Origin of the sequence: Acidovorax sp. (genome assembly GCF_021287135.1) — a bacterium.
GTDB lineage: Bacteria > Pseudomonadota > Gammaproteobacteria > Burkholderiales > Burkholderiaceae_C > Acidovorax.
Genome location: NZ_JAJTBB010000004.1, coordinates 37171 through 62630, shown reverse-complemented (window position 1 = coordinate 62630; position 25460 = coordinate 37171). Strand labels below are relative to the sequence as shown.

The window sequence follows — 25460 nt, the reverse complement described above, 5'->3', positions numbered from 1 at the left end:
GATTGGCACCGAGCCCACCACGCCCAGCGTGTTGGACTTGGTCATGGCGCCCGCAATCACGCCGGCCATGTAGGCGCCTTCGTAGGTGCGGCTGTCGTAGGTGCGCAGGTTCTCGGCGGTCTTGTAGCCGGTGGCGTGCTCGAACTTGACGCCCTTGTTGTCCTCGGCCACCTTGAGCATGGATTCCATGTAGCCAAAGGTGGTGCCGAAGATCAGCTTGTTGCCCTGGCCGGCCAGGTCGCGCAGCACGCGCTCGGCATCGGCGGACTCGGGCACGCTTTCGACGAAGCTCGTCACGACCTTGTCGCCAAATTCCTTTTCAACGGCTTTGCGGCCGTTGTCGTGGGCGAAAGACCAACCGCCGTCGCCCACCGGGCCCACGTAGGCAAACGCGATCTTCAGCGGCTCTGGCTTGGGCGCCGGTGCCTCGGCGGCGGGCGCTGGGGCGGGGGCAGGAGCCGGCGCGGGCTCTTCCTTCTTGCCACAGCCCACCATGGCGGCGGCGGCCACGGCGGAGAGCGCTGCCACCTTGAGCAGGGAGCGTTTCTGCAGATCGGTCATGTCAGTTTCCTTGTCGAAAAGTAAGACTTGCAAAGGTTGAGGGAACGAAACAGCAATTATGGGGCGATTGACCAACTGGTAAACACCGGATTTGGACGAACGATCCGCCTTACGACCCGGGGTAGAACGGCTTGCCCAGCGACGCCGGCATGTTGATGCGGATCCACGCCGGATTGCGCGAGATCAGCGCCAGCACCACGATGGTCGCCACATACGGCAGCATGCTCAGCAATTGGCTGGCCACCTGCACGCCCGTGGCCTGCAGATGGAACTGCAGCATGGTCACGCCGCCGAACAGATAAGCCCCAAGCAACACCCGTGCCGGCCGCCAGGTGGCAAATGTGGTGAGGGCCAGCGCGATCCAGCCGCGCCCGGCCACCATGCCCTCCACCCACAGGGGCGTGTACACGGTGGAGATGTAGGCGCCCGCCAGCCCGCACAGCGCGCCGCCCACCACCACCGCGGCCAGCCGGATGCGGCGCACGGGGTAGCCCAGGGCGTGGGCCGACTCGGGCGACTCGCCCACCGAGCGCAGCACCAGCCCGGCCCGCGAGCGGTAGAGAAACCAGATCAGCGCGGCCGCCAGCGCCATGGTGATGTACACCAAGGGGTGCTGCTGGAACAGCGCCGGGCCCACGAGCGGCAGGTCGGCCAGCCCGGGAATGGCGTACTTGGGGGTCTCGGGCAGCTTGGCCTGCACATAGCTGATGCCGGCAAAGGCGGAGAACCCCACGCCGAACAGCGACAGCGCCAGCCCCGTGGCGTACTGGTTGGTGTTGAGCCAGATCACCAGCACGCCGAAGAGGGCTGCCAGCAAGGCGCCCGCGGCCATGCCGGCGGCAAAGCCCAGCCAGGTGTTGCCCGTGTGCACCACGGTGGCAAAGCCCGCAATGGCGGCGCACAGCATCATGCCCTCGGCCCCCAGATTGACGATGCCGGCCTTCTCGTTGATGAGCAGGCCCAGGGCCGCGATGGCCAGCACGGTGCCCGCGCTCAGCGTGGCGCCGATAAGAAGTGCGTACGATTCCATCAGGCCAGTCCTTTGCGCGAGCCCACCCAGCGGATGCGGTAGGCGATCAGGGTGTCGCAGGCCAGCAGCGTGAACAGCAGCAGGCCCTGGAACACGCCGGTGAGCGACTTGGGCAAGCCCAGGCGCGATTGCGCCAGCTCGCCGCCGATATAGAACATGCTCATCAGCAGGGCCGAGAGGATCATGCCCACGGGGTGCAGGCGCCCCACAAAGGCCACGATGATGGCCGCAAAGCCGTAGCCCGCCGGCACGTAGGGCGTGAGCTGGCCGATGGGCCCGGCCACCTCCAACGCCCCCGCGAGGCCCGCCGCGCCGCCCGAGATCAGCAGCGCCGTCCACAACGCCCGGCGGGATGAAAAGCCTGCGTAGCGCGCCGCAGCGGGTGCCAGCCCGCCCACCTGCTGGGCAAAGCCCGCACGGGTGCGAAACAAGAACACCCACAGCGCCGCCGCCCCGGCCAGCGCCAGCAGCAGGCCGATGGACACACGCGAGCCCTGCATCAGGCGCGGGATCTGCGTGACCTTCTCGAACATCTGGGTCTGCGGGAAGTTGTATCCCATGGGGTCCTTCCACGGGCCATACACCAGGTAGCCCAGCACCAGCGTGGCCACGTAGACCAGCATCAGGCTCACCAGGATTTCGCTGGCGTTGAACTTGTCGCGCAGCAAGGCCGTGAGCCCGGCCCATACCATGCCGCCCAGCACGCCGGCCAGCAAAATGGCCGGCACGATCCAGGGGCCGGTGGTCTTGTCGGCCAGCAGCGCCACGCCGCCCGCCGCCACGGCGCCCATGACGAACTGCCCTTCAGCGCCGATGTTCCACACGTTGGAGCGAAAGCACACGGCCAGCCCGAGCGCGATCAGCAGCAGCGGCGTGGCCTTGACCATGAGTTCGCCGATGGCGTACTGCGACTTCACGGGCTCCCAGAAGAACACCTGCAGCCCGCGCACCGGGTCCTTGCCCAGCGCCGCAAACAGGGCAATGCCGATCAGCACGGTGACGGTCAACGCCAGCAAGGGCGAGCCATAGGTCCAGAGCCTGGACGCTTGCGGACGGGGTTCCAGCTTAAGCATGGTGCGGCACCTCCCGCTGCTGGGCCTGGGCCAGATGGGCCTGCACATCGGCATGCCACAGGCCGCTCATCCATTCGCCAATGCGCTCCACCGTGGCGTCGGCACGCGGCACGGAGGGCGACAGGTGGCCCTTGGCCACCACGTGCAGCCGGTCGCAGATTTCAAACAATTCGTCCAGCTCCTCACTGACCACCAGGACGGCGCAGCCCGCGTCGCGCAGCGCCAGGATCTCGCCGCGGATCTGCGCGGCCGCCCCCACGTCCACACCCCAGGTGGGCTGGGAGACGATGAGCAACTTGGGGTTGGCGTCGATCTCGCGCCCCACGATGAACTTCTGCAGGTTGCCGCCCGACAGCGACTTGGCCGCTGCGTTGGGGCCGCCGGCCTTCACATTGAAGCGGCGGATGATGTCCTCGGCATGCTTTTGCAGCGCGCCCACCTGGATCCACCCGCCGCCGCCCAGCGCGTTGGTGCGCGTGAGCAGCAGGTTGTGCGCCAGGCCCATGGTGGGCACGGCGCCCCGGCCCAGGCGCTCTTCGGGCACGAAATGCAGGCCCAGCGCGCGCCGCTGGCCGGGCCCCATGCGGCCGGCGTTCTGCCCGGCCACCTGGATACTGGCCGCATCAGCCCGCGGGTCTTCGCCCGACAGGGCGTAGAGCAGTTCCTTTTGGCCGTTGCCCGAGACGCCGGCGATGCCGACCACTTCGCCGGCCTTGACCTCGAACTCCACGTCGATCAGATCCACCCCGAACTGGTCGGCACGCGGCAGCGACAGCCCCTGCACGCGCAGCACGGTGGCGCCCGTCTGCACGGCACGGTGCGTGAGGGCTGGCGGCTCGGCGCCGATCATCAGGCGCGAGAGCGAGGCGTTGGATTCTTCGCGCGGGTCGCACACGCCGGTGACCTTGCCACCGCGCATCACGGTGCAGGCGGTGCACAGCGCGCGGATTTCGTGCAGCTTGTGGCTGATGTAGAGGATGCTGCAGCCCTCGCTGGCCAGCTGGCGCAGCACCACGAAGAGCTTTTCCACTGCCTGGGGCGTGAGCACCGAGGTCGGCTCGTCCAGGATCAGCAGCTTGGGGTTGGTGAGCAACGCGCGGATGATTTCCACCCGCTGCATCTCGCCCACCGACAGGGTGTGCACCGGGCGCAGCGGGTCGATGTCCAGGCCGTATTCCGCCGCCTTGGCGGTGATGCGCTGGGTGACCTCGGCCAGTTGCAGGCTCTTGTCCAGGCCCAGCCACACGTTCTCGGCCACCGTGAGGGTGTCGAACAGGCTGAAGTGCTGGAACACCATGGCAATGCCCAGGGCCCGCGCCTCCTGCGGATTGCGCACCTGCACGGGCTGGCCGTTGAAGTGCACGCTGCCCTCGTCAGGCTTGACCGAGCCGTAGATGATCTTCATCAGCGTGGACTTGCCCGCGCCGTTTTCGCCCAGCACGGCGTGGATCTCGCCCGGCTGCACCGTGAGCGACACGCCGCTGTTGGCCACCACGGCTGGGTAGCGCTTGGTGATGCCCGCCAGCTGCAGCCGGGGTGGTGCCGCGCCCGGAACGGGAGAGGTTGGAGGTGAACTCATGCGGTGATTGTCTCTCAGTTTGTGCGCTTGTTATATGAATGAAAACACCTGTTCGCGCTTGCTCTATGGTCGTTGGTAGCTATTCTTTTCGTAGCGATGCCGCCACGGATTTCACCCCGTCGCGCAGCCAGGCGCCCGCCGCTGAGTGGTGGGTGCGCGCATGCCACAGCTGGTAGTACATCAACCGCGGAAACGGCACGGGGCACGGCAGGATGGCCACCGGCAGCTGCGCCAGGTACCGCTCGCAGTACTGGCGGCCCGTGGTCAGCACAAGCAAGCTCGATGCCACGATGCTGGGGATGAGGCTGAAATGCGCGCACCGCGCCGTGATGTGGCGCTGCATGCCCAGGCTGTCCAGGTGCGCGTCGATCACGCCCCGCGCGCCCGGGTGGGTGGGGGTGGGGGCAATGTGCTCCGCGGCCAGCCAGCTTTCCACGTCCCAGCCGCGGCGCACGGCCGGGTGGTCCTTGCCGACCAGGCACACCACCTCGTCGCCAAACAGGCGGCCCATGTGCAGGTCGTCGGGCGGCTGCGGCCAGTTGCCGATCACCACGTCCACATCGCCCTGCGCCAGGTGGGCGTGGTAGTGCGCGTCGGCCGACAGCGGCAGGATCTCGATGGAACACAGCGGCGCCTGCGCCTTGATGCGGGCGACCAGCTGGGGCAGGAAGAGCGGGTCCAGGTAATCGCTGGCCGCCACCCGGAAGGTGCGCGTGGCCGTGCGTGGGTCGAAGCCGCGCGCATCCGAGAACAGCGCTTCGGCCGCGCGCAGGATGTCGGCCGCAGGCTCCACCATGCGCAGGGCCGCGTCGGTGGGCATCATGGCCGCGCCCGAGCGCACCAGCAGCGGATCGCCCGCCAGGTCGCGCAGCCTTTTCAGCGCGGCCGACACCGCAGGCTGGTGCATGCCCAGCCGGACGGCGGCCCTCGATACGCTGCGTTCTGTGAGCACGGTGTGCAAGACCCTGATGAGATGGAGGTCTATCTTGTCGAAAAGCGCGTGGTCTCTCATAGCGGTGGGGGCATGGGTGCCATAAGCTTGCGGTTATGCCGGCTGCGCTGTGGCGCTCTACCCTCTGGCGAAACGACCTCACAAACGACGAGTGGCCCAGTCATGACAACCCGACCCTTGCAATTCCTGCGCCGAGGCCAGCCCGTGGCGCTGGGCAATGTACCACCCGACCGCACGCTGCTCTCGGTGCTGCGCGAAGACCTGGGCTGCACCGGCACCAAGGAAGGCTGCGGCGAAGGCGACTGCGGCGCCTGCACCGTGGTGCTGGGCGAAGCACGCGGCGGCAAGCTGCACTACAGCGCCGTGAACAGCTGCATCCGCCTGGCGCATTCCATCGACGGCATGGCGCTGTGGACGGTGGAAGATCTGGCGGAAGACCCACTGATCCAGCCGGTGGGCGGTACGCCCGCGGTAGCGGAGACAACCAGCCCGGCGCTGCACCCGGCACAAGAGGCGATGGTGCAGTGCCACGGCTCTCAGTGCGGCTTCTGCACGCCGGGCTTCGTGATGAGCCTGTTCGGCATGTACCAGAACCATGTGGTCCCCGCACTGTCTGCGGCCGGCGGCCCCGTGGTGGCCCCAGGCGCGCCCGCCCCCATTACCCGCGAACGGGCGCAAGAGGCGCTTTCAGGCAACCTGTGCCGCTGCACCGGCTACCGCCCCATCCTGGACGCTGCGCAGCAAATGGCCCAACTGCCGCCCCAGGCCGTCAACGAGGCCGAGTTGCTACAAAAACTAGAGCTGCTTGCGCAATCCAGACAAGGTCTGGAGGCCAATTCTTCTTATATTTCCCCCACCACCCTGCCCGCCCTGCTGGCCGCCCGCGCCGCGCACCCTGAGGCGCAGGTGGTGGCCGGCTGCACGGACGTGGGCCTGTGGGTGACCAAGCTGCACCGGCAGTACGACCGCATCCTGGACGTGACGCGTGCGGCCGAGCTGCGCGAGGTGCGCCAGGACGCGCAGCACATCGCCATCGGCGCCGCCGTCACGCTGACCGAGGCCTTTGCCGCGCTGGTGGCCCAGTGGCCGCAGCTGCGCAGTTTTGCCAGCCGCTTTGCCGGGCTGCCGGTGCGCAACGCGGGCACACTGGGCGGCAACGTGGCCAACGGCTCGCCCATTGGCGACTCGATGCCGCTGCTCATCGCCCTGCGCGCCCAGGTGGTGCTGGCCAGCAGCGCGCGCGGCGAGCGCACGCTGGCGCTGGAAGACCTGTACACCGGCTACCGCCAGAACGTGATGGCGCCGGACGAGCTGCTGGTGCGCATCCTGGTGCCGCGCCCGGGGGTGACGGAAGCGCTGCGGGCGTACAAAATTTCCAAGCGATTCGATGACGACATCTCCGCCGTCTGCCTGGCCGTGAACCTGGACATCGAGGCCGGCACCGTGCGCCGCACCAGCATCGGCGCCGGCGGCGTGGCGGCCACCCCAGCCCGCGCGCGCCAGGCCGAGGCCGCCCTCACCGGACAGCCCTGGACCGCCGACACCGTGGCCCGGGCCGCAGCGGCGCTGCAGGCCGAATTCAACCCCATCTCCGACATGCGCGCCAGCGGCGCCTACCGCCGCGCCGTGCTGGCCAGCCTGCTGCAGCGCTTCTGGCTCGAAAGCCAGGGCGAAGAGGCCGTCAGCGTGGAGAACTTCCGCCTGGAGGCACTGGCATGAACCTGCGTGATTCCTCCCTGCCCCTGAGCCGCGACGCCGTGGACGACCCGGTCGCCGCGCGCGCCGACGCCCACGCCGCCGATCCTGTCGCACCGCCCCAAGCCAGCGCCCCCGCCGCGCTGCGCGCCATGGGCCAGTCGCACTTCCACGAAAGCGCGCGGGCCCAGGTGGCCGGCAGCGCCCACTACATCGACGACCTGCCCGAGGTGAAGGGCACGCTGTACGCCGCGCCCATCCTCTCCACCGTGGCGCACGGCACGCTGAACGGCGTGGATGCCTCAGCCGCCCTGGCGCTGCCCGGCGTGCGCAGCGTGGTGCTGGCGCAGGACGTGCCGGGGGACAAGACCCTGGCCGCCTTCGCGCACGACGAACCCGTGTTTGCACACAGCACCGTGCAGCACATCGGCCAGGTCATCGGCCTGGTGGTGGCCGACTCGGTGATGCAGGCACGCCGCGCCGCACGCACGGTAAAGCTCGACATCACCCCCCTGCCCGCCGTGCTGTCGGTGCATGACGCGCTCAAGGCGCAAAGCTATGTGCTGCCGCCCGTGTTCGTGCGCCGGGGCGATGCCGCGCAGGGCCTCGCGCAGTCGGCCCACCGCCTGCAGGGCGCATTCGAGGTCGGCGGGCAGGAGCACTTCTACCTCGAAGGCCAGATCGCCTACGCCCTGCCGCTGGAGCAAAAGCAGTGGTGGATCTACTCCAGCACCCAGCACCCCGGCGAGGTGCAGCACTGGGTGGCCCACGCGTTGGGCATCGACAACCACGCCGTCAAGGTCGAATGCCGCCGCATGGGCGGCGGCTTTGGCGGCAAGGAGACGCAGGCTGGCCATATGGCCGTGTGGGCCGCCGTGGCGGCGAACAAGCTGGGCCGCCCCGTCAAGCTGCGGCTGGACCGGGACGAGGACTTCATGGTCACCGGCAAGCGCCACCCCTTCGCCTACGAGTATGACGTGGGCTTTGACGACACCGGCCGCATCACGGGCCTGAAACTGCAGATGGCGGCGAACTGCGGTTTCAGTGCGGACCTCTCAGGCCCCGTGGCCGACCGCGCCGTGTTCCACGCCGACAACGCCTATTACCTGAGCGATGTGGAGATTGCCTCGTACCGCTGCAAGACGAACACACAGAGCCACACGGCCTTCCGCGGCTTTGGCGGGCCGCAGGGCGTGATCGTGATCGAGGCCATTCTGGGCGACATCGCCCGCGCGCTGGGCCGCGACGCGCAGGACGTGCGCCTGGCCAACCTGTACGGCAAGGACGCTGCCGACGGCCGCAACGTGACGCACTACCAGATGACCGTGGAGGACAACATCCTGCACGAACTGCTGCCCCAGCTGGAGCGCAATGCCGACTACCGCCGCCGCCAGGCCGAGATTGCCGCCTGGAACGCGCAGCAGCCGGTGCTCAAGCGCGGCCTGGCCATCACGCCGGTCAAGTTCGGCATCAGCTTCACGGCCACGCTGTTCAACCAGGCCGGCGCGCTGGTGCATGTGTACACCGACGGCAGCGTGCAGGTGAACCACGGCGGCACCGAAATGGGCCAGGGCCTGCACACCAAGGTGGCGCAGATCGTGGCCGACGAACTGGGCGTGCCCCTGCACCGCGTGCTGGTCACCGCCAGCGACACCAGCAAGGTACCCAACGCCAGCGCCACTGCCGCCAGCAGCGGCACCGACCTGAACGGCCGCGCGGCCCAGTTCGCCGCACGCAACGTGCGCGACAACCTGGCGTCCTTCGTCTGCGGGCTGGACGGCTGTGGCGCAGGCGCCATCCGCTTCGAAGGCGGGCAGGTGATCTCGCCCAAGACCGTACGCTCCTTTGACGATGTGGTGAAAGAGGCATACGCCAACCGCATCCAGCTGTGGAGCGACGGCTTCTACCGCACGCCCAAGATCCACTACGACAAGACCACGCTCACGGGCCGCCCGTTCTACTACTTCAGCTACGGCGCGGCGTGCTCCGAGGTGGTCATCGACACACTGACCGGCGAGAGCCGCGTGGTGCGCGTGGACATCCTGCACGACGTGGGCCACAGCATCAACCCGGCCATCGACATCGGCCAGATCGAGGGCGGCTTCGTGCAGGGCATGGGCTGGCTCACCACCGAACAGCTGGTGTGGAACGACCAGGGCGTGCTGGCCACCCACGCGCCCAGCACCTACAAGATCCCGGCCACGGGCGACATCCCCGCGCACTTCCAGGTGGCGCTGTGGCCCGAAGCCAACCGCGAGGACAACGTGGGCGGCAGCAAGGCCGTGGGCGAGCCGCCGTTCATGCTGGCCATCAGCGTGTACGAGGCGTTGCGCAATGCCGTGGCGGCCGGGCGGCGCCCCGGCGCACCGGGGGCATCCACCGACCCCGTGGCGCTGACCGCGCCGGCCACGGCGGAGAACGTGCTGCGGGCGCTGGGCGGGCTGTAGGCCCGTTTCGCACCGGCGCTGGCTGGGGGACCTACGCCGGCCCGAGCGCCATCCGCCCGGACACCACCGCCTGGCTCGCGTACCGCGTTTCCACCCGGTTGCGCCCCGCCCGCTTGGCGTCGTAGCACGCCATGTCCGCGGCATACAGTACCGAGGGCACATCGTGCAGGCTGGTGTCCAGCACCACCAGGCCGATGCTCACCCCCAGCGTGAAGCTGCGGCCCTGGTACGAAGGCTCCCAGGCCTGCACCGACGCACGCAGCTGCTCCGCCACCGCCAGCCCGCGCGCCAGTGCGCAGCCGGGCAGCACGACCGCGAATTCATCGCCCCCCAGGCGCGCTGCCCAGCCGATCTGGCGCACCTGCGACTCCAGCAGGCGGGCCACGTGGCGCAACACGTCGTCGCCCGCGTCGTGGCCGGCAATGTCATTGACCACGGTGAAATGGTCCAGGTCCAGAAACAGCACCACACCGTCTCCCGGTGCCTCGCCGCCCTCGGCCTCCGGGGAACGCGGCCGGGCGGAGCGCTCGGCCAGCAGCTGGCCCAGCCGCTGGTCAAAGGCGGTGCGGTTGTGCAGGTGCGTCAGCGCATCGTGGGTGCGCTCCCATTCCCGCTCCAGTTGTGCCTCGCGGGCTGCGGTGATGTCCTCCAGAATCCACACGGTCCCGCCACCCGCTTCGTGGGGCCGCACGCTGCGTCCCTGCACGCGGGCCCAGACCGGCGAGCCGTCCTTGCGGGTGAAACAGACGTCTCCGTCAAACGCCCCATGTGCCGCGAACTCGGCCTGTACCCGTTCGCCCATGCGCACATGCTCTGCGTCATTCGCGTAGAGGATGCGCGCGGGGCGGCTGTACAACTCGCCTTCGGCGTAGCCCAGCATCTGGCAGGCTTGGCGGTTCACCGCCTCCAACACGCCGCCGCGCGAGATCACGATGCCCACGGAGGCATGGTCCATCACGGCCCGGAACTGCCCGTCGAGCGTGGCCTGGTGCTGCTCCTGCACGCTGCCCTGCCGCGCCAGGCCCTGGAACGCCCGGACCAGCTCGCCCACCTCGCCCCCCGCACGCGGCCATTCGACCAACTGCGCGGGAGCGGTGCGCGGACCGCGGCGCAGCATCTGGCGGGCGCTGTGGGTCAGATGCGCCAGCGGCTGCGCCATCCAGGCCATGAGCCCTGCCGCGAGCAGCATGCACAGCGCCATGCCGGCGGCCGCCAGCCACCAGGCGTCGCGCTGCGCCCCGCGCAGCGGCGCCAGCAGGGCCTGCGACGGCGTGACCCGGGCCACGATCCACTGCGGCAGCGGCATGCCCGCCATGCTGACGATGTGCTGGGCCTCCACCTGCGTCATCCCCCGCCCCACGACGGGCTGTGCCTGGGCCAACCAGCGGGCGTACACGGAGCCCAGGCCCACCTCGTCAGAGACCTTGCCCAGAATGCGCGCCGGATCGGAGTGCGAGAGGATGGTGCCGTCCCGCGTGAAGACGATCAGCCGGGAATCATCGCGCACCGGCAGCACCATGGACTGCGGCAGCAGCCCCTGGGACTGCAGCCGCAGCGCGCCCGCCACGGCCCCCAGTACCGAGCCGTCCTCGCGGTGCAACGGCATCGTGAACATCACCCGCGCCTCGCTGGTGCGCCCAGCGATCAGCTCCGACACCAGGGGTTTGCCGTCAATCAGCGTGCGGCGCAGCGCGTCGCGCTCGGCCGGGTCCAGGTTGGAGGCCTTGTCCGGGCGGCCGGCGCGCAGGTTCAGCCGCAGCTCGCCATCGCCCCGTGCCACCTGCATCGCATCGAAGAACTGCACCGCAGGCTGGCCCTGCTGCAACTGGTGCTCCAGCTCCGACGGAGTCTCCAGCAGCTCGGGCGTGATGCCTGCCGCCACGGTGCGCAGCACCTTCTGGCTTTGCTCGATCTTGCTGGCCAGCAGGCGGGCCACCACTTCCACTTCGTCGGTTTGCTGGCTCACCACGCGCCGCAGGGCTTCCTGCCCGGACGCACGCGTCACCAGCCATGCCGAGATGCCCCCCGACAGGCCCACCGCCAGCACGGCCACCAGCACCAGGCGCCCGACCAAGGCGCCGGGCACAAACCAGGCTGGCGCGTCGTGCTGCGACTCGGGGGGAGCCGGCGGCTTCATGGGCACTCCGCTGGAGGAGCGCCACGGCAACAGCAGGGCGTGGCGTGGTACATCGGAACAGGCTCACCAGACAGTCTCGATGAATATACGCAGCGCCCCACCCCCGGCGCCTGGGTGGAACCCTCAGTAAACCACAAGGAAAAACCCTGAGCCGCCCCGCAGGCGGCCCGGTGCGGACGGGCTCAGTGGCGCCGCCGCGAAGGAAGGGACGAAGAGAGGAAGGGGCGCGTCAGCAGCCTGCCATGGACTGCAGTGCACGCGGTTGGGGCAGGTTCAGCACGTTCCCGGTGCCATGGATCAGCCCCAGCTCCCGCAGATGGCGCAAGACCCGCGAGAAGGTTTCCGGCGCGATGCCCAGCTGGGCCGCGATCAGGCGCTTGCGCTGGTGCAGGGTCACCTGCATGGTTCCGCTGTGGTCGGGCTCGGCGTGCTTGAGCAGCCACTGCGCGCAGCGCGACTCGGCGTCCTGCGCCAGGCGGCTCACTGCCAGTTCGGACTGCTGGCGGTAGCCCTGGGCCATGTCCAGCAGCAACCCCCGTGCACCCGCCGGCATTTCCGCCAGACTGCGCCGGAAGTCCTCGATGGGGATGCGCCGCACCTGCAACCGGGTATCGGCCACCATGTCCACCGGCAGGGGCAAGCCCATCAGGGCGGACGCGGCATCCAGCCAGAACGGCCCTTCCACCGCCCCCAGCTGGTGGCGCAGGTAGCCGTCGTCCAGCACACCGCGCAGCACGCGGCCGCTTTCCAGGTGCAGCACGGACGTCAGCACCTCGTTGCGCCTGCGCAGCACTTCACCGGCGGCGATGACCTCGGTTTCGGCGGGCAGAGAGAAATAGGTAGAGGGCAGCATGGACGGGACTTTGCCCCGCGGCGGCGGCCCCGGCATTGAGCAAGATCAAACCTCACCCATGCGCCAGGCCGCGCCACGCCTGGCTTTGCGCGAAAACAGACGCCGCCGCTGCGCACCGCGCCACCGCCGGCCTCCGGTTTTGTAAGCACTTGTTTGGCGGGGCATGGAAATTGCGAAGCCACCGGACTGGTGCCACGGCACCGGGCCGCCGGTTCGCCGGCGCATTCCCTTTTTCTCGAAAAAACCTGGAGTACCCATGAAGAAAAACCTGATGGCCCTTTCCCTTTCGCTGGGTGGCGCACTGCTGTGCGCCACCGCGGCACATGCCCAGAGCTCCGTGCAGCTGATGGGGCTGACGGACGTGTACGTCGGCTCCCTGAAGAACGCGGGCGACGCCGGCCGCAGCGCGGTGGTCGGCAGCGGGGGCATGACGACGTCCTGGTTCGGATTCAAGGGTACGGAAGACCTGGGGGGCGGGCTGCGGGCCAATTTCGCGCTCACGTCCTTCATCAAGGTGGACAGCGGCGTCCAGGGCCGGTTTCCCAACGACACCTTTTTCTCGCGCGATGCCAATGTCGGCCTGGCAGGCAGCTTCGGCAGCGTGACGCTCGGACGGGGCATGGCGCCCAACTTCCTGCCATCCATCCTGGCCAATCCGCTGGGCGATTCGTTCACCTTTGCCCCGCTGATCCTGCACATGAACGTGCCGCTGTTCAACGCCTCCAGCTGGGGTTCCACCACGCCGTCGGACACCGGCTGGTCCAACCAGATCACCTACAGCACGCCCAACATGGGCGGCCTCACGGCCAACCTGCAGTACCAGTTCGGAGGAATCGCGGGGGACAGCAGCAAGAAGAACGTGGGCGTGAACGCCCTGTACTTCAGCGGCCCGGTCACCCTCACGGCCTTCTACGAGCGTGACCAGATGAGCAACCCCGCCGTGCCAAGCACCTACCTGGGTACCACCAAGACCGACTGGATGGTGGGCGGCGCCTACGACTTCACCGTGGTGAAGGCCTTTGCCAGCTATGGCCAGGCCAAGGCGGACAACAGCCCCGACAAGGCCAAGACCACCCAGCTCGGCGTTTCCGTGCCGGCAGGCGCTACCGGCAAGGTCCTGGCGTCGTGGGCGCAGACCAAGATGAGCGCCACGGATGTCTCACGCAAGACCTTCACGGTGGGCTACGACTACTTCCTGTCCAAGCGGACCGATCTGTACGTGATGGCCATGAACGACCGCATCACGCACCAGACCACCGGCACCAGCGTGGGTGTCGGGGTGCGCCACCGCTTCTGACGCGGCGGCCCGCTCGCCCGGTGTAACCGGGCTGTCACAGCGGCCGGGTATGGTCGGCGTCTCACCAGGGGACCGAAGAGACGCCATGCACACCACCCGACGCAGCCGCCTGGAGGCGATGGCAGCCCTGCTGTCGCCTGCCGCGCGGGAGGGCTCGGGCCCGGTGGCGCGCCTGGTGCGCGCCGGCGGGCTGCATTGCGTCTTTCAGCCGCTGGCGGATCTGCGCGAAGGCGGCGTCTATGCCCACGAAGCCCTCATCCGCGGGCCGAAGGGCAGCGCGCTGCACGCGCCCGACGCGCTGCTGCAGCAGGCGCAGGAAGAGCACATCCTGCAGGACTTCGAGCTGGCCTGCGTGCTCACCGCGCTGGAACAATGGGGCCGCCAGGACGCGCCCGGACGGCTGTTCGTGAACGTCAGCGCCGACGCGCTGGTGCATGGCGTGGCGCTGGCGGGCGCCCAGCGGCTGGGCGAGATGGTGCGCGGCTTCGGCCTCAGCGCGCGCATGCTGGTGCTGGAGATCACCGAGCACGAGCGGGTCACCGACATGCCGCAGCTGCGCGAGGCCATCAAGGCCGTGCATGCCTGTGGCGCGCGCCTGGCGCTCGACGACTTTGGCGACGGCCGCTCCAGCCTGCGGCTGTGGTCGGAGATCAAGCCCGATTTCGTCAAGATCGACAAGTACTTCATCCGCGACATCAGCGAGCACCCCGAGAACCTGCAGATGCTGCAGGCCATCCGGGGCATTGCCGATGTGTTCGGCACCACGCTGATTGCCGAAGGCATCGAGACCCGGGACGACCTGCGGGTGCTGCGCGACCTGGGCATCCCCTACGGCCAGGGCTGGCTGCTGGGCCGGCCTGCCGCCCAGGCGTGCGAGGCCGTTGAAAACGCGGCGCGCGACGTGCTGCAGGACCGCCGCGTGGCCGTGCTGCCCCACCTGGGCCAGACCGCGCGCCCCGGCATCCTGCGCAGCCTGCTGGTGGTGCAGGCCCCTACGGCGGCGCCCGGCACCAGCAACGACACCGTCGCGGCGATGTTCCACGAGCGGACCGACCTGCACGCGCTGGCGGTGGTGGAGGGCACGCGCCCGGTGGCGCTCATCAACCGCCAGCAATTCATGAACCACTACGCGACGCTGTACTTCCGCGAGGTGCACGGGCGCAAGCCCTGCATCGCCTTCGCGAACACGGCTCCGCGCGTGGTGGACCTGGACTGCGACGTGGACCAGCTCGTGGGCATCCTCACCTCGCAGGACCAGCGCTACCTGAACGACGGCTACGTCGTCACGGACAACGGCCGCTACCTGGGCCTGGGCACGGGCGACCAGCTGGTGCGGGCGGTGACGGAAACCCGCATCGAGGCCGCCCGCCACGCCAACCCGCTGACCTTCCTGCCCGGCAACATTCCCATCAGCCTGCACATGCAGCGCCTGCTGGACCATGGCACCGAGTTCGTGGCCTGCTATGCGGACCTGAACAACTTCAAGCCCTTCAACGACCACTATGGCTACTGGCGCGGCGACCAGATGATCCGGCTGGTGGCCCGGCTGTGCGTGAGCCACTGCGATGCCCGGCGGGATTTTGTCGGCCATGTGGGGGGCGACGACTTCATGATCCTGTTCCAGAGCCACAACTGGCAGCAACGCTGCGAGGCCATCATCCAGGAGTTTGCGCGCGAGGCCCTGGCCTTGTTTGACGAGGCCGCACGCCATGCCCGTGGCATCGAAGCCGAGGACCGGCAGGGCGTGAAACGCTTCTTTCCCTGCACCACCTTGTCGATCGGTGCAGTGCGGGTGCTGCGCGGCCAGTACGACTCCGCCGAGCAGGTGGCCAACGAGGCCGCCCTGGCCAAGCACGACGCCAAGCAAAGCCCCAGCGGACTGCATGTGCACGGCCCCCAGTTGTCCGGGCCGGTGCACACGCCCCTCCCTCTGCAGCGGGTCGCCTGAACAGACGACCAGGGCGCGGCACCCGGTCCGCTCTGCGATGGCTCAGCGATGGCCCAGCGCAGCAACAGCCAATTGCAGGGCCAGGCGGTTGTGGCGCTCGATCAGCGGCGGCAGGTCCAGCGTGGTGAGCTGGCCGTCGCGCACCACCACCCGGCCGTTGACCACGGTGTGGCGGGCCTTGGCCGGCGCACACAGCAGCAAAGCCCCCACCGGGTCGTGCACGGCGCCGCCGGCCAGGTCAAGGCTGGAGAGGTCGAACACGGCCAGGTCGGCACACTGCCCCACCGCCAGCGAGCCGATGTCGGAGCGGCCCAGCACCTCGGCCCCACCCCGGGTGGCCAGGGCCAAGGCGTCGCGGGCCTTCATCTCGGCCGGCCCGGCATCGCAACCGAAGGGCTCCAGGGCACGGCCGACCCGGGCCAGCAGCATGGCCTGGCGCGCCTCGCCCAGCATGTGCGCGCCATCGTTGCTGGCACTGCCATCCACGCCCAGGCCCACGGGCACACCGGCGTCCAGCATGCGCCGGATGGGTGCAATACCCGAAGCCAGGCGCATGTTGCTGCATGGACAATGCGCCACCCCGGTGCGGGTGCGGGCAAACAGGGCCATGCCGGCCGCGTCGAGCTTGACGCAGTGGGCATGCCAGACGTCGTGCCCAACCCAACCCAGTTGCTCCGCGTACTCGGCCGGCGTGCAGCCGAACTTGTCGCGGCTGTAGGCGATGTCATGGTCGTTCTCGGCCAGGTGGGTGTGCAGACGCACGCCATGCGCCCGGGCCAGCAGAGCCGACTCGCGCATCAGATCGCGGCTGACGCTGAAGGGCGAACACGGGGCCACCGCCACCTGCACCATCGCGCCATGGCGGGCATCGTGCCAGCGCTCGATCAGGCGCTGGGTGTCACGCAGGATGGCGTCTTCGCGCTCGACCACCTCATCGGGCGGCAGGCCGCCCTGCGAGCGGCCCACGCTCATGCTGCCGCGGGTGGCGACAAAGCGCATGCCGATGGCCTGGGCCGCCTCGATGCTGTCGTCCAGGCGCACGCCGTTGGGGTAGATGTAGAGGTGATCGCTGCTGGTGGTGCAACCACTGAGCAGCAGTTCGGCCATGGCCACCTGGGTGGAGACCCGCACCATCTCGGGCGTCAGACCGGCCCAGATCGGGTACAGGCCCTGCAACCAGGAGAACAGCTCGGCATCTTGCACCGCCGGAATCGCGCGCGTGAGCGACTGGTACATGTGGTGGTGCGTGTTGACCAGGCCGGGGGTGACCAGGCAGCCGCTCAGATCGAGCACCTCGTCGGCCTGATCGGGCAGCTCGGCGGCCGGGCCGATGGCCTCGATGCGGTGATCGCGGATGAACACCGAGGCGTCGCTCAGCTCGCGGCGCTGCTCGTCAAAGGTGGCCACGCAACGAGCGTTGCGCAGCAGCAGGGTCCGGCTCATGGGCGGCTCTCCCGGTGGATCAGGGGGCGGTGGGCGCACCGGCCTGGAACCAGGCGCCGACCAGGGCGCGCTCCTCGTCGGTGATGCCGGTGGCGTTGTTCATCGGCATGATCCTGGTGACCACCACCTGCTGGTAGACCGCCTGGGCATGGGCCTTGACCTGCTCGGGCGAGTCCAGGCGCACGTTCTTCATCTGCACGGCCTCGCCGTGGCACATGTAGCAACGCGCCGCCAGCACCTTCTGCACCTGGGCAAAGTTGGCGGCGGCCGGCGCCGCCGCAGCGGCGGCGGGGGCCACCGGTGCCGGACGCATCCAGGCGATCAGGGCCAGCAGCACCACCACGCCGGCGGCGGCATAGGGCCAGGGATGGGCATTGCGGCCCAGCTTGTAGCCGTGGCGCATCACGAAAAACTGCCGGATGGCCGCACCGGCAAACATCATGGCGATCAGCACCAACCAGTTCTGCGGGTGGGTATAAGTGAAGCTGTAGTGGTTGGACAGCATCGCAAACAGCACCGGCAGCGTGAAATAGGTGTTGTGCACGCTGCGCTGTTTGCCGCGCTTGCCGTGGATGGGATCGACCGGCAGGCCGTCCTTGATCTGCTGCACCACGGTGCGCTGGCCCGGGATGATCCAGAAGAAGACGTTGGCACTCATCGAGGTCGCGATCATGGCCCCCATCAGCAGGAAGGCGGCGCGGCCGGCAAACCAGTGGCAGGCCAGCCACGAGGCCACGCAGACCAGTACCAAGACCAGTGCGCCCACGATGGCATCGCCGTTCTTGCGCTGGCCAAACACCCGGCAGATGCCGTCGTACAGCAGCCAGAACACCACGAAGAACCCGAGCGCCACGGCGATGGCGGTGGCCGGGGCCCAGTCCATGCGCGACTTGTCGATGAGGTAGGTCCCGGCGCTGTACAGGTACGACACCGTGAACAGCGCAAACCCGCTGAGCCAGGTGCTGTAGCTTTCCCAGAAGAACCAGTGCAGGTGGCCCGGCAGCTTGGGCGGCGAGACGGCGAACTTGACCGGGTGGTAGAACCCCCCGCCGTGCACAGCCCAGAGCTCGCCCGAGACGCCCTGCTTTTTCAGGTCCTCGTCCTCCGGCGGCGTGAGGCTGCTGTCCAGGAACACGAAGTAGAACGACGAGCCGATCCAGGCGATGGCGGTGATGACGTGGAGCCAGCGCAGCAGCAGGTTGGCCCAGTCGAGAACGTAACTTTCCATATCTCAACCTTGGCGGCGTGCGGACGCCGCATACCTGCTCACCACTGCGGGCGCTCTGAGCAGAAGAAAAGGGTCGCGCACCTTGGCAGGGCATTGCTGCTGCTGCCGGGGCACCGCTGCGACCGATGACAGCGAAAAGTGTATGCAGGAATTGTTCCCAACTCCAGACGCACGCTGCGGGAAAGCCCCGGGATTACCCTGAGAGCCCCGGTGCGGCACTGCGGGGCAGTGGTCCGCCGCCGGAGCGACACCTCAGGCGCCCGTGCCCAGCGACTGCAGCAGCTGCGCCGCCACGGCCACGGCGATCACCTCGGGCTCCTTGCCCGGGATGCCGGGCACCCCGATGGGGCAGGTGATCCGCGCCAGCTCGTCCGGGGCGAAACCCCGCTCCCGCAAGCGGTGCGAGAACGTGGCCCACTTGGTCTTGCTGCCAATGAGCCCGATGAATGGCAGGTCTCCCCGCTCGCGCTGGCGCCGCAGGCAGGCGGCCACAATGTCCAGGTCTTCCGCGTGGCTGAAGCTCATGACCAGCACGCGCGTGCCCGGCGCCAGGTCGGGCACGGCCGCCTGCACGGGGTCCGAATGCTCGCACTGCACGCCCTCGGGCACGCTGCGGGGGAAAATGCCGTCGCGGCTGTCCACCCAGGTCAGCGCGAATGGCAGCGGCGCCAGCACCCGCACCAGCGCATGCCCCACATGCCCGCCGCCGAAAAGCGCCACCGGGTGCCGGGGCGGCATCAGCCGCACGCGCAGAGCGCTGCCCACGGCCAGATCGGCGCCGCCCACCACCTGAAAACCCAGGAACACCACGCCGCCGCAGCACTGCCCCAGGCTGGGGCCCAGCGCATAGCGCCGCTGGGGCGGCCCGCCCGCCCCGCGCAGCCGCTGCCGCGCCTCGTCAATGGCCTGCAGCTCCAGGTGCCCCCCGCCGATGGTGCCCACGGTCCGGTCCGCAAACACGGCCATCCACGCCCCGGGTTCCCGTGGCGCGGACCCTTGGGTAGACTCCACGGTGACCAAGCACGCGGGCGCGGCCTCCAGGCCCTCCAGAAGCAAGCGCAAGGGGGTCACGGCCATTCCTTCGCCACACCGGGTGTTTGTCGGTTCATTCAGCGCGTCTTTCGTTCGTTGGTCATTTCTTTGTCGCCTTCACTTCCTGCCGCCGGAGCCCTTGCCGCATGACATCCCTGCCGCCCCCCCGCGCCACCGAAAAGCGCAGCCACTGGCTGCTGGCTGGCATCATGGCCATTGGCACCGCCCTGGTCTCGGCCTGCAAATCGCCCCCGGAGCCCGGCCTAGCGTCGCCGCCCGACAGCGTACCCTCCGCCGCCCCGGGCATCGATGGGGTCCGGGGTCCCCTGCCCGCATCGGCCGGCTCGGCCCGTCCATCGGCGGCCCCCACAGCCCAGGCGTACCGCAAGGATGCGGCCACACACCTGTACGGGCTGAACCGCGAACGCATCTTCCTGGGCAAGCTGCCGCCGCAGCTGTACGCCATCGGCGTTCTGCAGCTGGACATTGACCGCGGCGGCAAGATCACCCGGCTGCACTGGATGCGCGCCCCCAAGCATGCGCCCGAGGTGGTGGCCGAGATCGAGCGCACCGTGCGCTCGGCGGCGCCTTTCCCGGCGCCGTCCCGGATGGGCCGCGTCACGTACACCGAGACTTGGCTGTGGGACAAGAGCGGGCGCTTTCAACTGGATTCCCTCACAGAGGGGCAGCTTTGAGCACATCCCCCTTCTCTCGAAATCGCTGCGCGACTTCGGAAAGGAGGACGACGCCCTCGGTGCGGGCCGGCCGTTGCCTGGCATCTCTGGCCTGGGCCGCCCCCTCTTCGTCGGCTGCGCCCCTCACGAACCGCGATAGGTCGAATAGCTCCAGGGGCTGACCAGCAGCGGCACGTGGTAGTGCTGGTCGGCGTGGGCGATGCCGAAGTCCAGGCTCACCTGGTTCAGGAAGTTCGGCTCGGGCAGTTGCACGCCGCGGGCCTTGAAGTAGCCTGCCACATCAAAGCGCAGCCGGTAGGTGCCGGTGCGCAGGCTGGCGTTGTCGAACAGCGGCGCGTCGGTGCGGCCGTCGTGGTTGAGCACCAGCTGCTTGATGAGCGTGGCGGTATCGCCCTCGGTGGCGTACAGGGCCACCTCCATGCCCGCAGCGGGGCAGCCGTGCATGGTGTCCAGAACATGGGTGCTGAGGCCCATAGGGAATCTCCTGAAGTGGGTACGCGGGCTTTCGGCGAGGATGGCCAGATCGCAACGTGTAGACCAAAAGTGTATACACTTTCCCCGTTCTCCAGTACCCTCCCGCCATGGAATCCTCGTCCACCAGCGCCATTGTCGAGGCGCTGACCCGCGCCATCGTAGAACACCGCCTGCAGCCCGGCACCAAGCTGGCGGAGCAGAAGCTGGCGGACCACTTTGGCGTGTCGCGCACGCTGGTGCGCCAGGCGCTGTTCCAGCTGGCGCAAAACCGCCTGGTGACGCTGGAGCCCGCGCGCGGCGCCTTTGTGGCCACGCCCTCGGCCCAGGAGGCACGGCAGGTGTTTGCCGTGCGCCGCATGCTGGAAACCGAGATGACCCGCGCCTTCGTGCGCCAGGTGACGCCCGCCAAGATCCGGGCCCTGCGCGCCCACGTGGCCGCCGAAAAGGCCGCCGTGGGCAGCGCGGACGCCAGCAGCCGCACCGAGCTGCTGGGCGACTTCCATGTGCGCATGGCCGAGCTGATGGGCAACGAGGTGCTGGCGCAGCTGCTGGGCGACCTGATCTCGCGCTGCGCCCTCATCACGCTGATGTACCAGTCAGCCAGCGCCGCCGAACACTCGCACGAGGAGCACGCCGACATCGTGGCCGCGCTGGCCGCCCGCGACGAAGAGCGCGCCGTGCACCTGATGCAGCTCCACCTGGAACACGTGGAGGCCAGCCTGGCCTTCGACCGCAAGCGCCCGGCAAGCGACTTGGCCGCTGCGCTGGCAACATGAAACACTCCCTGAGTCGCTTCGCGCCTTCCCTCTCTCTCTCTACGCGCTGCGCGCTACGGGAGGGGGACGCAGCCAGCGCGGCGGGGCGGCCCTTGCGCGGCTGCCCTCGCCTGAACCCTGCCGGTTTCATCGGCCGCGGGTAGCGCGCAACGCTACGGATAACCAAGGAAACTGCCCGACATGATCTACGACGCCACCGCCCCCTACCCCCGCGACCTGATTGGCTACGGCAGGAACCCGCCCCACGCCCAGTGGCCCGGCGGTGCCCGCATTGCGGTGCAGTTCGTGCTGAACTACGAAGAAGGCGGCGAGAACGCCGTGCTGCACGGCGACGCGGGCAGCGAGCAGTTCCTCTCGGAAATGTTCAACCCCGCCAGCTACCCCGAGCGGCACATGAGCATGGAGGGCATCTACGAATACGGCTCGCGCGCCGGCGTGTGGCGCATCCTGCGCGAGTTTGAAAAGCGCGGGCTGCCGCTCACGGTGTTTGGCGTGTCCACCGCGCTGCAGCGCCACCCCGAGCTCACGGCCGCGTTCGTGGAGCTGGGCCACGAGATCGCCTGCCACGGCCTCAAATGGATCCACTACCAGCACGTGCCCGAAGACGTGGAGCGCGCCCACATGCGCGAGGCCATGGACATCCTCCAGCACATGACGGGTGAAAGGCCGCTGGGCTGGTACACCGGCCGCGACAGCCCCAACACCCACCGCTTGGTGGCCGACTACGGCGGCTTTGCCTACGACAGCGACTACTACGGCGACGACCTGCCCTTCTGGATGAAAGTGAAGAAGACCGATGGCAGCGTGGTGCCGCAACTCATCGTGCCCTACACGCTGGACTGCAACGACATGCGCTTTGCCCTGCCCCAGGGCTACTCGCACGCCGACCCGTTCTTCCAGTACATGAAGGACACGTTTGATGCGCTCTATGCCGAAGGGGACCCGGCTGGCGACAACGCGCCCAAGATGATGAGCATCGGCATGCACTGCCGCCTGCTGGGCCGGCCCGGCCGCATCACGGCGCTGCAGCGGTTTCTGGACCACATCGCGCAGCATGACAAGGTGTGGGTGGCGCGGCGCATCGACATCGCGCGGCACTGGGCGCAGCACCACCCGGCACCCGTCTTATGAATGAAATCGGCCTCCAGCGCTTACCCAGCAAGCGCGAGCAGCTCACTTTTTGGAAGCACCTCCCATGCCCTTGACCCTGGAACAACTCAACGCCGCCAGTCCCGCCGAGGCGCTGGCGCTGCTGGACGGGCTGTACGAACACTCGCCCTGGATCGCCGAACAGGCGCTGGCGCAGCGGCCCTTCCGCTCGCTGGCGCACCTGAAGCATGCGCTGGCGCAGGTGGTGCGCACGGCCCGCACAGAGGCACAGCTGGGCCTGATCCGCGCCCACCCCGAGCTGGCGGGCAAGGCCATGGTGGCCAAGAGCCTCACTGCCGAATCCACCAACGAACAGAACAAGGCGGGCCTGACCCAGTGCACGCCGGAGGAGTTCGAGCGCATCCAGCAGCTCAATGCCGCGTACAACGAGCGCTTTGGCTTCCCCTTCATCCTGGCCGTGCGCGGGCCGCGGGGCACGGGCCTGACCAAGCGCGAGATCATCGACACCTTCGCCCGGCGGCTGGACAACCACCCCGAATTCGAGCAGACCGAGGCGCTGCGCAACATCCATCGCATCGCCGAGATCCGCCTGGCCGACAAGTTCAGCGCCGAGCCCACGCTGGGCAACGACGTGTGGGATTGGCACGAAAGGCTGGCCGAACACTCCGACCCCGGCTTTGCCGAGAAGGGCCAGCTGACCGTCACCTACCTCACCGACGCGCACCGCGCCTGCGCCCAGCGCATCAGCCACTGGATGCGCGACTGCGGCTTTGACAGCGTGGAGATCGACGCCGTGGGCAACGTGGTGGGCCGCTACCACGGCGCACAGCCCACCGCCAGAACCCTGTTGACCGGCTCCCACTACGACACCGTGCGCAACGGCGGCAAGTACGACGGGCGCCTGGGCATCTTCGTGCCCATGGCCTGCGTGCGCGAGCTGCACCGTGCCGGCAAGCGCCTGCCCTTCGGCATCGAGGTGGTGGCGTTCGCCGAGGAGGAAGGCCAGCGCTACAAGGCCACCTTCCTAGGGTCGGGCGCGCTCATCGGCCACTTCAACCTCGCGTGGCTCGACCAGAAGGATGCCGACGGCGTGACGATGCGCGAGGCCATGCAGCACGCGGGCCTGTGCATCGCCGACATTGCCAAGCTGCAGCGCGACCCGGCGCAGTACCTGGGCTTCATCGAGGTGCACATCGAGCAAGGCCCCGTGCTCAACGAGCTGGACCTGCCGCTGGGCGTGGTCACCTCCATCAACGGCGGCGTGCGCTACGTGGGCGAGATGATCGGCACCGCCAGCCACGCGGGCACCACCCCCATGGACCGCCGCCGCGATGCCGCCGTGGCCGTGGCCGAGCTGGCGCTGCACGTGGAGCAGCGCGCCGCGCAGGACGGCGACTCGGTGGGCACCATCGGCCTCTTGAACGTGCCGGGCGGCTCCATCAACGTGGTGCCGGGGCGCTGCCAGTTCAGCCTGGACCTGCGTGCCCCCACCGATCCCCAGCGCGACGCCCTGGTGCGTGACGTGCTCGATGCGCTGGACCGCATCGCCCAGCGCCGCGGCCTGCGCTACACGCTGGAGGAATCCATGCGCGCCGCCGCCGCGCCCAGCGCGCCCGCCCTGCAACACCAGTGGGAACGCGCCGTGGACGCCCTGGGCCTGCCCGTGTTCCGCATGCCCAGCGGCGCCGGGCACGACGCCATGAAGCTGCACGAAATCATGCCCCAGGCCATGCTATTCGTGCGGGGCCAGAACTCGGGCATCAGCCACAACCCGCTCGAATCCACCACCAACGACGACATGCAGCTGGCGATTGACGCCTTCACCCAGGTGCTGCACCAGCTTGCCGAGGAAACCCAACCATGACCACTCCCACACAGGCTTCTTACGCCGCCCTGGACGCCTGGATCGACCAGCACTTTGACGAGGAAGTGCGCTTCCTGCAGGCCCTGGTGCGCGTGCCCACCGACACGCCGCCCGGCAACAACGCGCCCCATGCCGAGCGCACGGCCGAGCTGCTGAAGGACTTTGGCTACGCGGCCGAGAAGCACGCCGTGCCTGCGGCCGAGGTGCACGCCTACGGCATGGAATCCATCACCAACCTCATCGTGCGCCGGCCGTATGGAAGCGGCGGCAAGACCATTGCGCTCAACGCCCATGGCGACGTGGTGCCGCCGGGCGAAGGCTGGACGCGCGACCCCTACGGCGCCGAGATCGTCGATGGAAAGATGTACGGCCGCGCCACCGCCGTGAGCAAGAGCGACTTTGCGTCCTTCACCTTTGCCGTGCGCGCCCTGGAAGCCGTGGCCAAGCCCGCCCAGGGCGCGGTGGAACTGCACTTTACGTACGACGAGGAATTTGGCGGCGAGCTGGGCCCCGGCTGGCTGTTGAAAAACGGCCTCACCCAGCCCGACCTGATGATTGCCGCCGGTTTCAGCTACGAGGTGGTCACCGCCCACAACGGCTGCCTGCAGATGGAAGTGACCGTGCACGGCAAGATGGCCCACGCGGCGGTGCCGCACACCGGCGTGGACGCGCTGCAGGGCGCGGTACACATCCTGAACGCGCTGTACGCGCAGAACGACGAGTACAAGAAAGTCACGTCCAACGTCGCGGGCATCAAGCACCCGTACCTGAACGTGGGCCGCATCGAGGGCGGCACCAACACCAATGTCGTGCCCGGCAAGGTGGTGTTCAAGCTGGACCGCCGCATGATCCCCGAGGAGAACCCGGCCGAGGTGGAAGCCACCATCCGCCGCGTCATCGAGCAGGCGGCAGGCGAGCGCGCCGGCATCACGGTCGAGATCAAGCGCCTGCTGCTGGCCAACGCCATGACGCCGCTGCCAGGCAACCGCCCGCTGGTGGAGGCCCTGCAAAAGCATGGCCGCGCCGTGATGGGCCAGGAACTGCCCGCCGTGGGCACGCCGCTGTACACCGACGTGCGCCTGTACGTGGAGCGCGGCATCCCCGGCGTGATCTACGGCGCGGGGCCGCGCACCGTACTCGAATCGCACGCCAAGCGCGCCGACGAGCGCCTGGAGCTGGAGGACCTGCGCCGCGCCACCCAGGTGATTGCGCGCACGCTCAGCGACCTGCTGGCATAGCCGCCGCCGGGCCTGACGGCCCGGTCTG

General features: G+C 68.8%; 20 protein-coding genes. 9 read left to right on the top strand and 11 right to left on the bottom strand.

From position 1 onward, the window contains the following. From LWW96_RS01105 to LWW96_RS01085, 5 genes are all read right to left on the bottom strand, one after another. Positions 1 to 561, bottom strand: a 561-nt coding sequence (locus tag LWW96_RS01105) for a BMP family ABC transporter substrate-binding protein (RefSeq protein ID WP_291483821.1), incomplete at its 3' end; no start/stop codon positions are given. A gap of 109 nt (positions 562 to 670) precedes the next feature. Continuing rightward, positions 671 to 1591 (bottom strand): ABC transporter permease, encoded by a 921-nt coding sequence (locus LWW96_RS01100; RefSeq protein WP_291483820.1) that lies wholly within the window; start codon positions 1589 to 1591, stop codon positions 671 to 673. Then, a complete protein-coding gene (locus tag LWW96_RS01095; protein WP_291483819.1) occupies positions 1591 to 2664 on the bottom strand; it encodes an ABC transporter permease in 1074 nt (357 codons plus the stop codon). The genes LWW96_RS01100 and LWW96_RS01095 overlap by 1 nt, the downstream gene beginning before the upstream one ends. Beyond that, entirely contained in the window at positions 2657 to 4243 is a 1587-nt protein-coding gene (locus LWW96_RS01090; protein ID WP_291483818.1) for an ABC transporter ATP-binding protein, read from the bottom strand. The genes LWW96_RS01095 and LWW96_RS01090 overlap by 8 nt, the downstream gene beginning before the upstream one ends. Before the next feature lie 79 nt (positions 4244 to 4322). Further along, a complete protein-coding gene (locus tag LWW96_RS01085) occupies positions 4323 to 5255 on the bottom strand; it encodes a LysR family transcriptional regulator (protein WP_291483817.1) in 933 nt (310 codons plus the stop codon). A gap of 102 nt (positions 5256 to 5357) precedes the next feature. On the opposite strand from LWW96_RS01085, the gene xdhA reads away from it, so the two are divergent. Together xdhA and xdhB are read left to right on the top strand one after the other, a co-directional pair. Beyond that, on the top strand, positions 5358 to 6914 hold the full coding sequence (xdhA, locus tag LWW96_RS01080) for a xanthine dehydrogenase small subunit (RefSeq protein WP_291483816.1): 1557 nt from the start codon (positions 5358 to 5360) through the stop codon (positions 6912 to 6914). Continuing rightward, complete coding sequence (gene xdhB / locus LWW96_RS01075) at positions 6911 to 9337, top strand: xanthine dehydrogenase molybdopterin binding subunit (RefSeq protein ID WP_291483815.1); 2427 nt, start codon at positions 6911 to 6913, stop codon at positions 9335 to 9337. The genes xdhA and xdhB overlap by 4 nt, the downstream gene beginning before the upstream one ends. 31 nt (positions 9338 to 9368) lie before the next feature. Here xdhB and LWW96_RS01070 read toward each other — a convergent pair whose 3' ends face one another. Beyond that, a complete protein-coding gene (locus LWW96_RS01070) occupies positions 9369 to 11474 on the bottom strand; it encodes a diguanylate cyclase (protein ID WP_291483814.1) in 2106 nt (701 codons plus the stop codon). A gap of 229 nt (positions 11475 to 11703) precedes the next feature. Next, positions 11704 to 12327 (bottom strand): Crp/Fnr family transcriptional regulator, encoded by a 624-nt coding sequence (locus LWW96_RS01065; protein WP_291483813.1) that lies wholly within the window; start codon positions 12325 to 12327, stop codon positions 11704 to 11706. Positions 12328 to 12583: 256 nt separating this feature from the next. On the opposite strand from LWW96_RS01065, the gene LWW96_RS01060 reads away from it, so the two are divergent. Further along, complete coding sequence (locus LWW96_RS01060; protein ID WP_291483812.1) at positions 12584 to 13624, top strand: porin; 1041 nt, start codon at positions 12584 to 12586, stop codon at positions 13622 to 13624. An 85-nt stretch (positions 13625 to 13709) separates the two neighbouring features. Further along, on the top strand, positions 13710 to 15572 hold the full coding sequence (locus LWW96_RS01055; RefSeq protein WP_291483811.1) for an EAL domain-containing protein: 1863 nt from the start codon (positions 13710 to 13712) through the stop codon (positions 15570 to 15572). A 42-nt stretch (positions 15573 to 15614) separates the two neighbouring features. Here LWW96_RS01055 and LWW96_RS01050 read toward each other — a convergent pair whose 3' ends face one another. The 3 genes from LWW96_RS01050 to xdhC all read right to left on the bottom strand — a co-directional run bounded on the left by LWW96_RS01050 (position 15615) and on the right by xdhC (position 19320). Next, the gene (locus LWW96_RS01050) at positions 15615 to 17015 is read right to left on the bottom strand and encodes an 8-oxoguanine deaminase (RefSeq protein ID WP_291483810.1); all 1401 of its coding nucleotides are present in this window, start codon (positions 17013 to 17015) and stop codon (positions 15615 to 15617) included. 19 nt (positions 17016 to 17034) lie between these two features. Next, complete coding sequence (locus tag LWW96_RS01045; protein ID WP_291483809.1) at positions 17035 to 18243, bottom strand: urate hydroxylase PuuD; 1209 nt, start codon at positions 18241 to 18243, stop codon at positions 17035 to 17037. A gap of 252 nt (positions 18244 to 18495) precedes the next feature. Next, on the bottom strand, positions 18496 to 19320 hold the full coding sequence (xdhC, locus tag LWW96_RS01040) for a xanthine dehydrogenase accessory protein XdhC (protein ID WP_291483808.1): 825 nt from the start codon (positions 19318 to 19320) through the stop codon (positions 18496 to 18498). Positions 19321 to 19484: 164 nt separating this feature from the next. Between xdhC and LWW96_RS01035 the strand changes: the two genes are divergently transcribed. Next, positions 19485 to 19970, top strand: a complete 486-nt coding sequence (locus LWW96_RS01035) for a hypothetical protein (RefSeq protein WP_291483822.1) — start codon at positions 19485 to 19487, stop codon at positions 19968 to 19970. Between the two features lie 123 nt (positions 19971 to 20093). Here LWW96_RS01035 and uraH read toward each other — a convergent pair whose 3' ends face one another. Continuing rightward, complete coding sequence (uraH, locus tag LWW96_RS01030; RefSeq protein WP_291483807.1) at positions 20094 to 20444, bottom strand: hydroxyisourate hydrolase; 351 nt, start codon at positions 20442 to 20444, stop codon at positions 20094 to 20096. Positions 20445 to 20551: 107 nt separating this feature from the next. Here uraH and LWW96_RS01025 point away from each other — a divergent pair, with 107 nt between their 5' ends. The 4 genes from LWW96_RS01025 (at position 20552) to LWW96_RS01010 (ending at position 25432) form a co-directional block, all read left to right on the top strand. Next, the gene (locus tag LWW96_RS01025; RefSeq protein ID WP_291483806.1) at positions 20552 to 21220 is read left to right on the top strand and encodes a GntR family transcriptional regulator; all 669 of its coding nucleotides are present in this window, start codon (positions 20552 to 20554) and stop codon (positions 21218 to 21220) included. A 180-nt stretch (positions 21221 to 21400) separates the two neighbouring features. After that, entirely contained in the window at positions 21401 to 22351 is a 951-nt protein-coding gene (gene puuE / locus LWW96_RS01020; RefSeq protein WP_291483805.1) for an allantoinase PuuE, read from the top strand. 64 nt (positions 22352 to 22415) lie between these two features. Next, complete coding sequence (gene uraD, locus LWW96_RS01015) at positions 22416 to 24194, top strand: 2-oxo-4-hydroxy-4-carboxy-5-ureidoimidazoline decarboxylase (protein WP_291483804.1); 1779 nt, start codon at positions 22416 to 22418, stop codon at positions 24192 to 24194. Next, positions 24191 to 25432 (top strand): ArgE/DapE family deacylase, encoded by a 1242-nt coding sequence (locus LWW96_RS01010; protein WP_291483803.1) that lies wholly within the window; start codon positions 24191 to 24193, stop codon positions 25430 to 25432. Before uraD ends, LWW96_RS01010 begins: the two co-directional genes overlap by 4 nt. The last annotated feature ends 28 nt before the right edge of the window (positions 25433 to 25460 follow it).

What these genes read in the sequence shown, in the direction of transcription:
- puuE (WP_291483805.1), top strand. Translation starts at nt 21,401, where the DNA reads ATGATCTACGACGCCACCGCCCCCTACCCCCGCGACCTGATTGGCTAC.
- LWW96_RS01055 (WP_291483811.1), top strand. Translation starts at nt 13,710, where the DNA reads ATGCACACCACCCGACGCAGCCGCCTGGAGGCGATGGCAGCCCTGCTG.
- xdhA (WP_291483816.1), top strand. Translation starts at nt 5,358, where the DNA reads ATGACAACCCGACCCTTGCAATTCCTGCGCCGAGGCCAGCCCGTGGCG.
- xdhC (WP_291483808.1), bottom strand. Translation starts at nt 19,320, where the DNA reads ATGGCCGTGACCCCCTTGCGCTTGCTTCTGGAGGGCCTGGAGGCCGCG.
- LWW96_RS01070 (WP_291483814.1), bottom strand. Translation starts at nt 11,474, where the DNA reads ATGAAGCCGCCGGCTCCCCCCGAGTCGCAGCACGACGCGCCAGCCTGG.
- LWW96_RS01095 (WP_291483819.1), bottom strand. Translation starts at nt 2,664, where the DNA reads ATGCTTAAGCTGGAACCCCGTCCGCAAGCGTCCAGGCTCTGGACCTAT.
- LWW96_RS01035 (WP_291483822.1), top strand. Translation starts at nt 19,485, where the DNA reads ATGGCCATTGGCACCGCCCTGGTCTCGGCCTGCAAATCGCCCCCGGAG.
- LWW96_RS01025 (WP_291483806.1), top strand. Translation starts at nt 20,552, where the DNA reads ATGGAATCCTCGTCCACCAGCGCCATTGTCGAGGCGCTGACCCGCGCC.
- LWW96_RS01065 (WP_291483813.1), bottom strand. Translation starts at nt 12,327, where the DNA reads ATGCTGCCCTCTACCTATTTCTCTCTGCCCGCCGAAACCGAGGTCATC.
- LWW96_RS01050 (WP_291483810.1), bottom strand. Translation starts at nt 17,015, where the DNA reads ATGAGCCGGACCCTGCTGCTGCGCAACGCTCGTTGCGTGGCCACCTTT.
- LWW96_RS01100 (WP_291483820.1), bottom strand. Translation starts at nt 1,591, where the DNA reads ATGGAATCGTACGCACTTCTTATCGGCGCCACGCTGAGCGCGGGCACC.
- uraD (WP_291483804.1), top strand. Translation starts at nt 22,416, where the DNA reads ATGCCCTTGACCCTGGAACAACTCAACGCCGCCAGTCCCGCCGAGGCG.
- LWW96_RS01060 (WP_291483812.1), top strand. Translation starts at nt 12,584, where the DNA reads ATGAAGAAAAACCTGATGGCCCTTTCCCTTTCGCTGGGTGGCGCACTG.
- LWW96_RS01010 (WP_291483803.1), top strand. Translation starts at nt 24,191, where the DNA reads ATGACCACTCCCACACAGGCTTCTTACGCCGCCCTGGACGCCTGGATC.
- xdhB (WP_291483815.1), top strand. Translation starts at nt 6,911, where the DNA reads ATGAACCTGCGTGATTCCTCCCTGCCCCTGAGCCGCGACGCCGTGGAC.
- LWW96_RS01085 (WP_291483817.1), bottom strand. Translation starts at nt 5,255, where the DNA reads ATGAGAGACCACGCGCTTTTCGACAAGATAGACCTCCATCTCATCAGG.
- uraH (WP_291483807.1), bottom strand. Translation starts at nt 20,444, where the DNA reads ATGGGCCTCAGCACCCATGTTCTGGACACCATGCACGGCTGCCCCGCT.
- LWW96_RS01045 (WP_291483809.1), bottom strand. Translation starts at nt 18,243, where the DNA reads ATGGAAAGTTACGTTCTCGACTGGGCCAACCTGCTGCTGCGCTGGCTC.
- LWW96_RS01090 (WP_291483818.1), bottom strand. Translation starts at nt 4,243, where the DNA reads ATGAGTTCACCTCCAACCTCTCCCGTTCCGGGCGCGGCACCACCCCGG.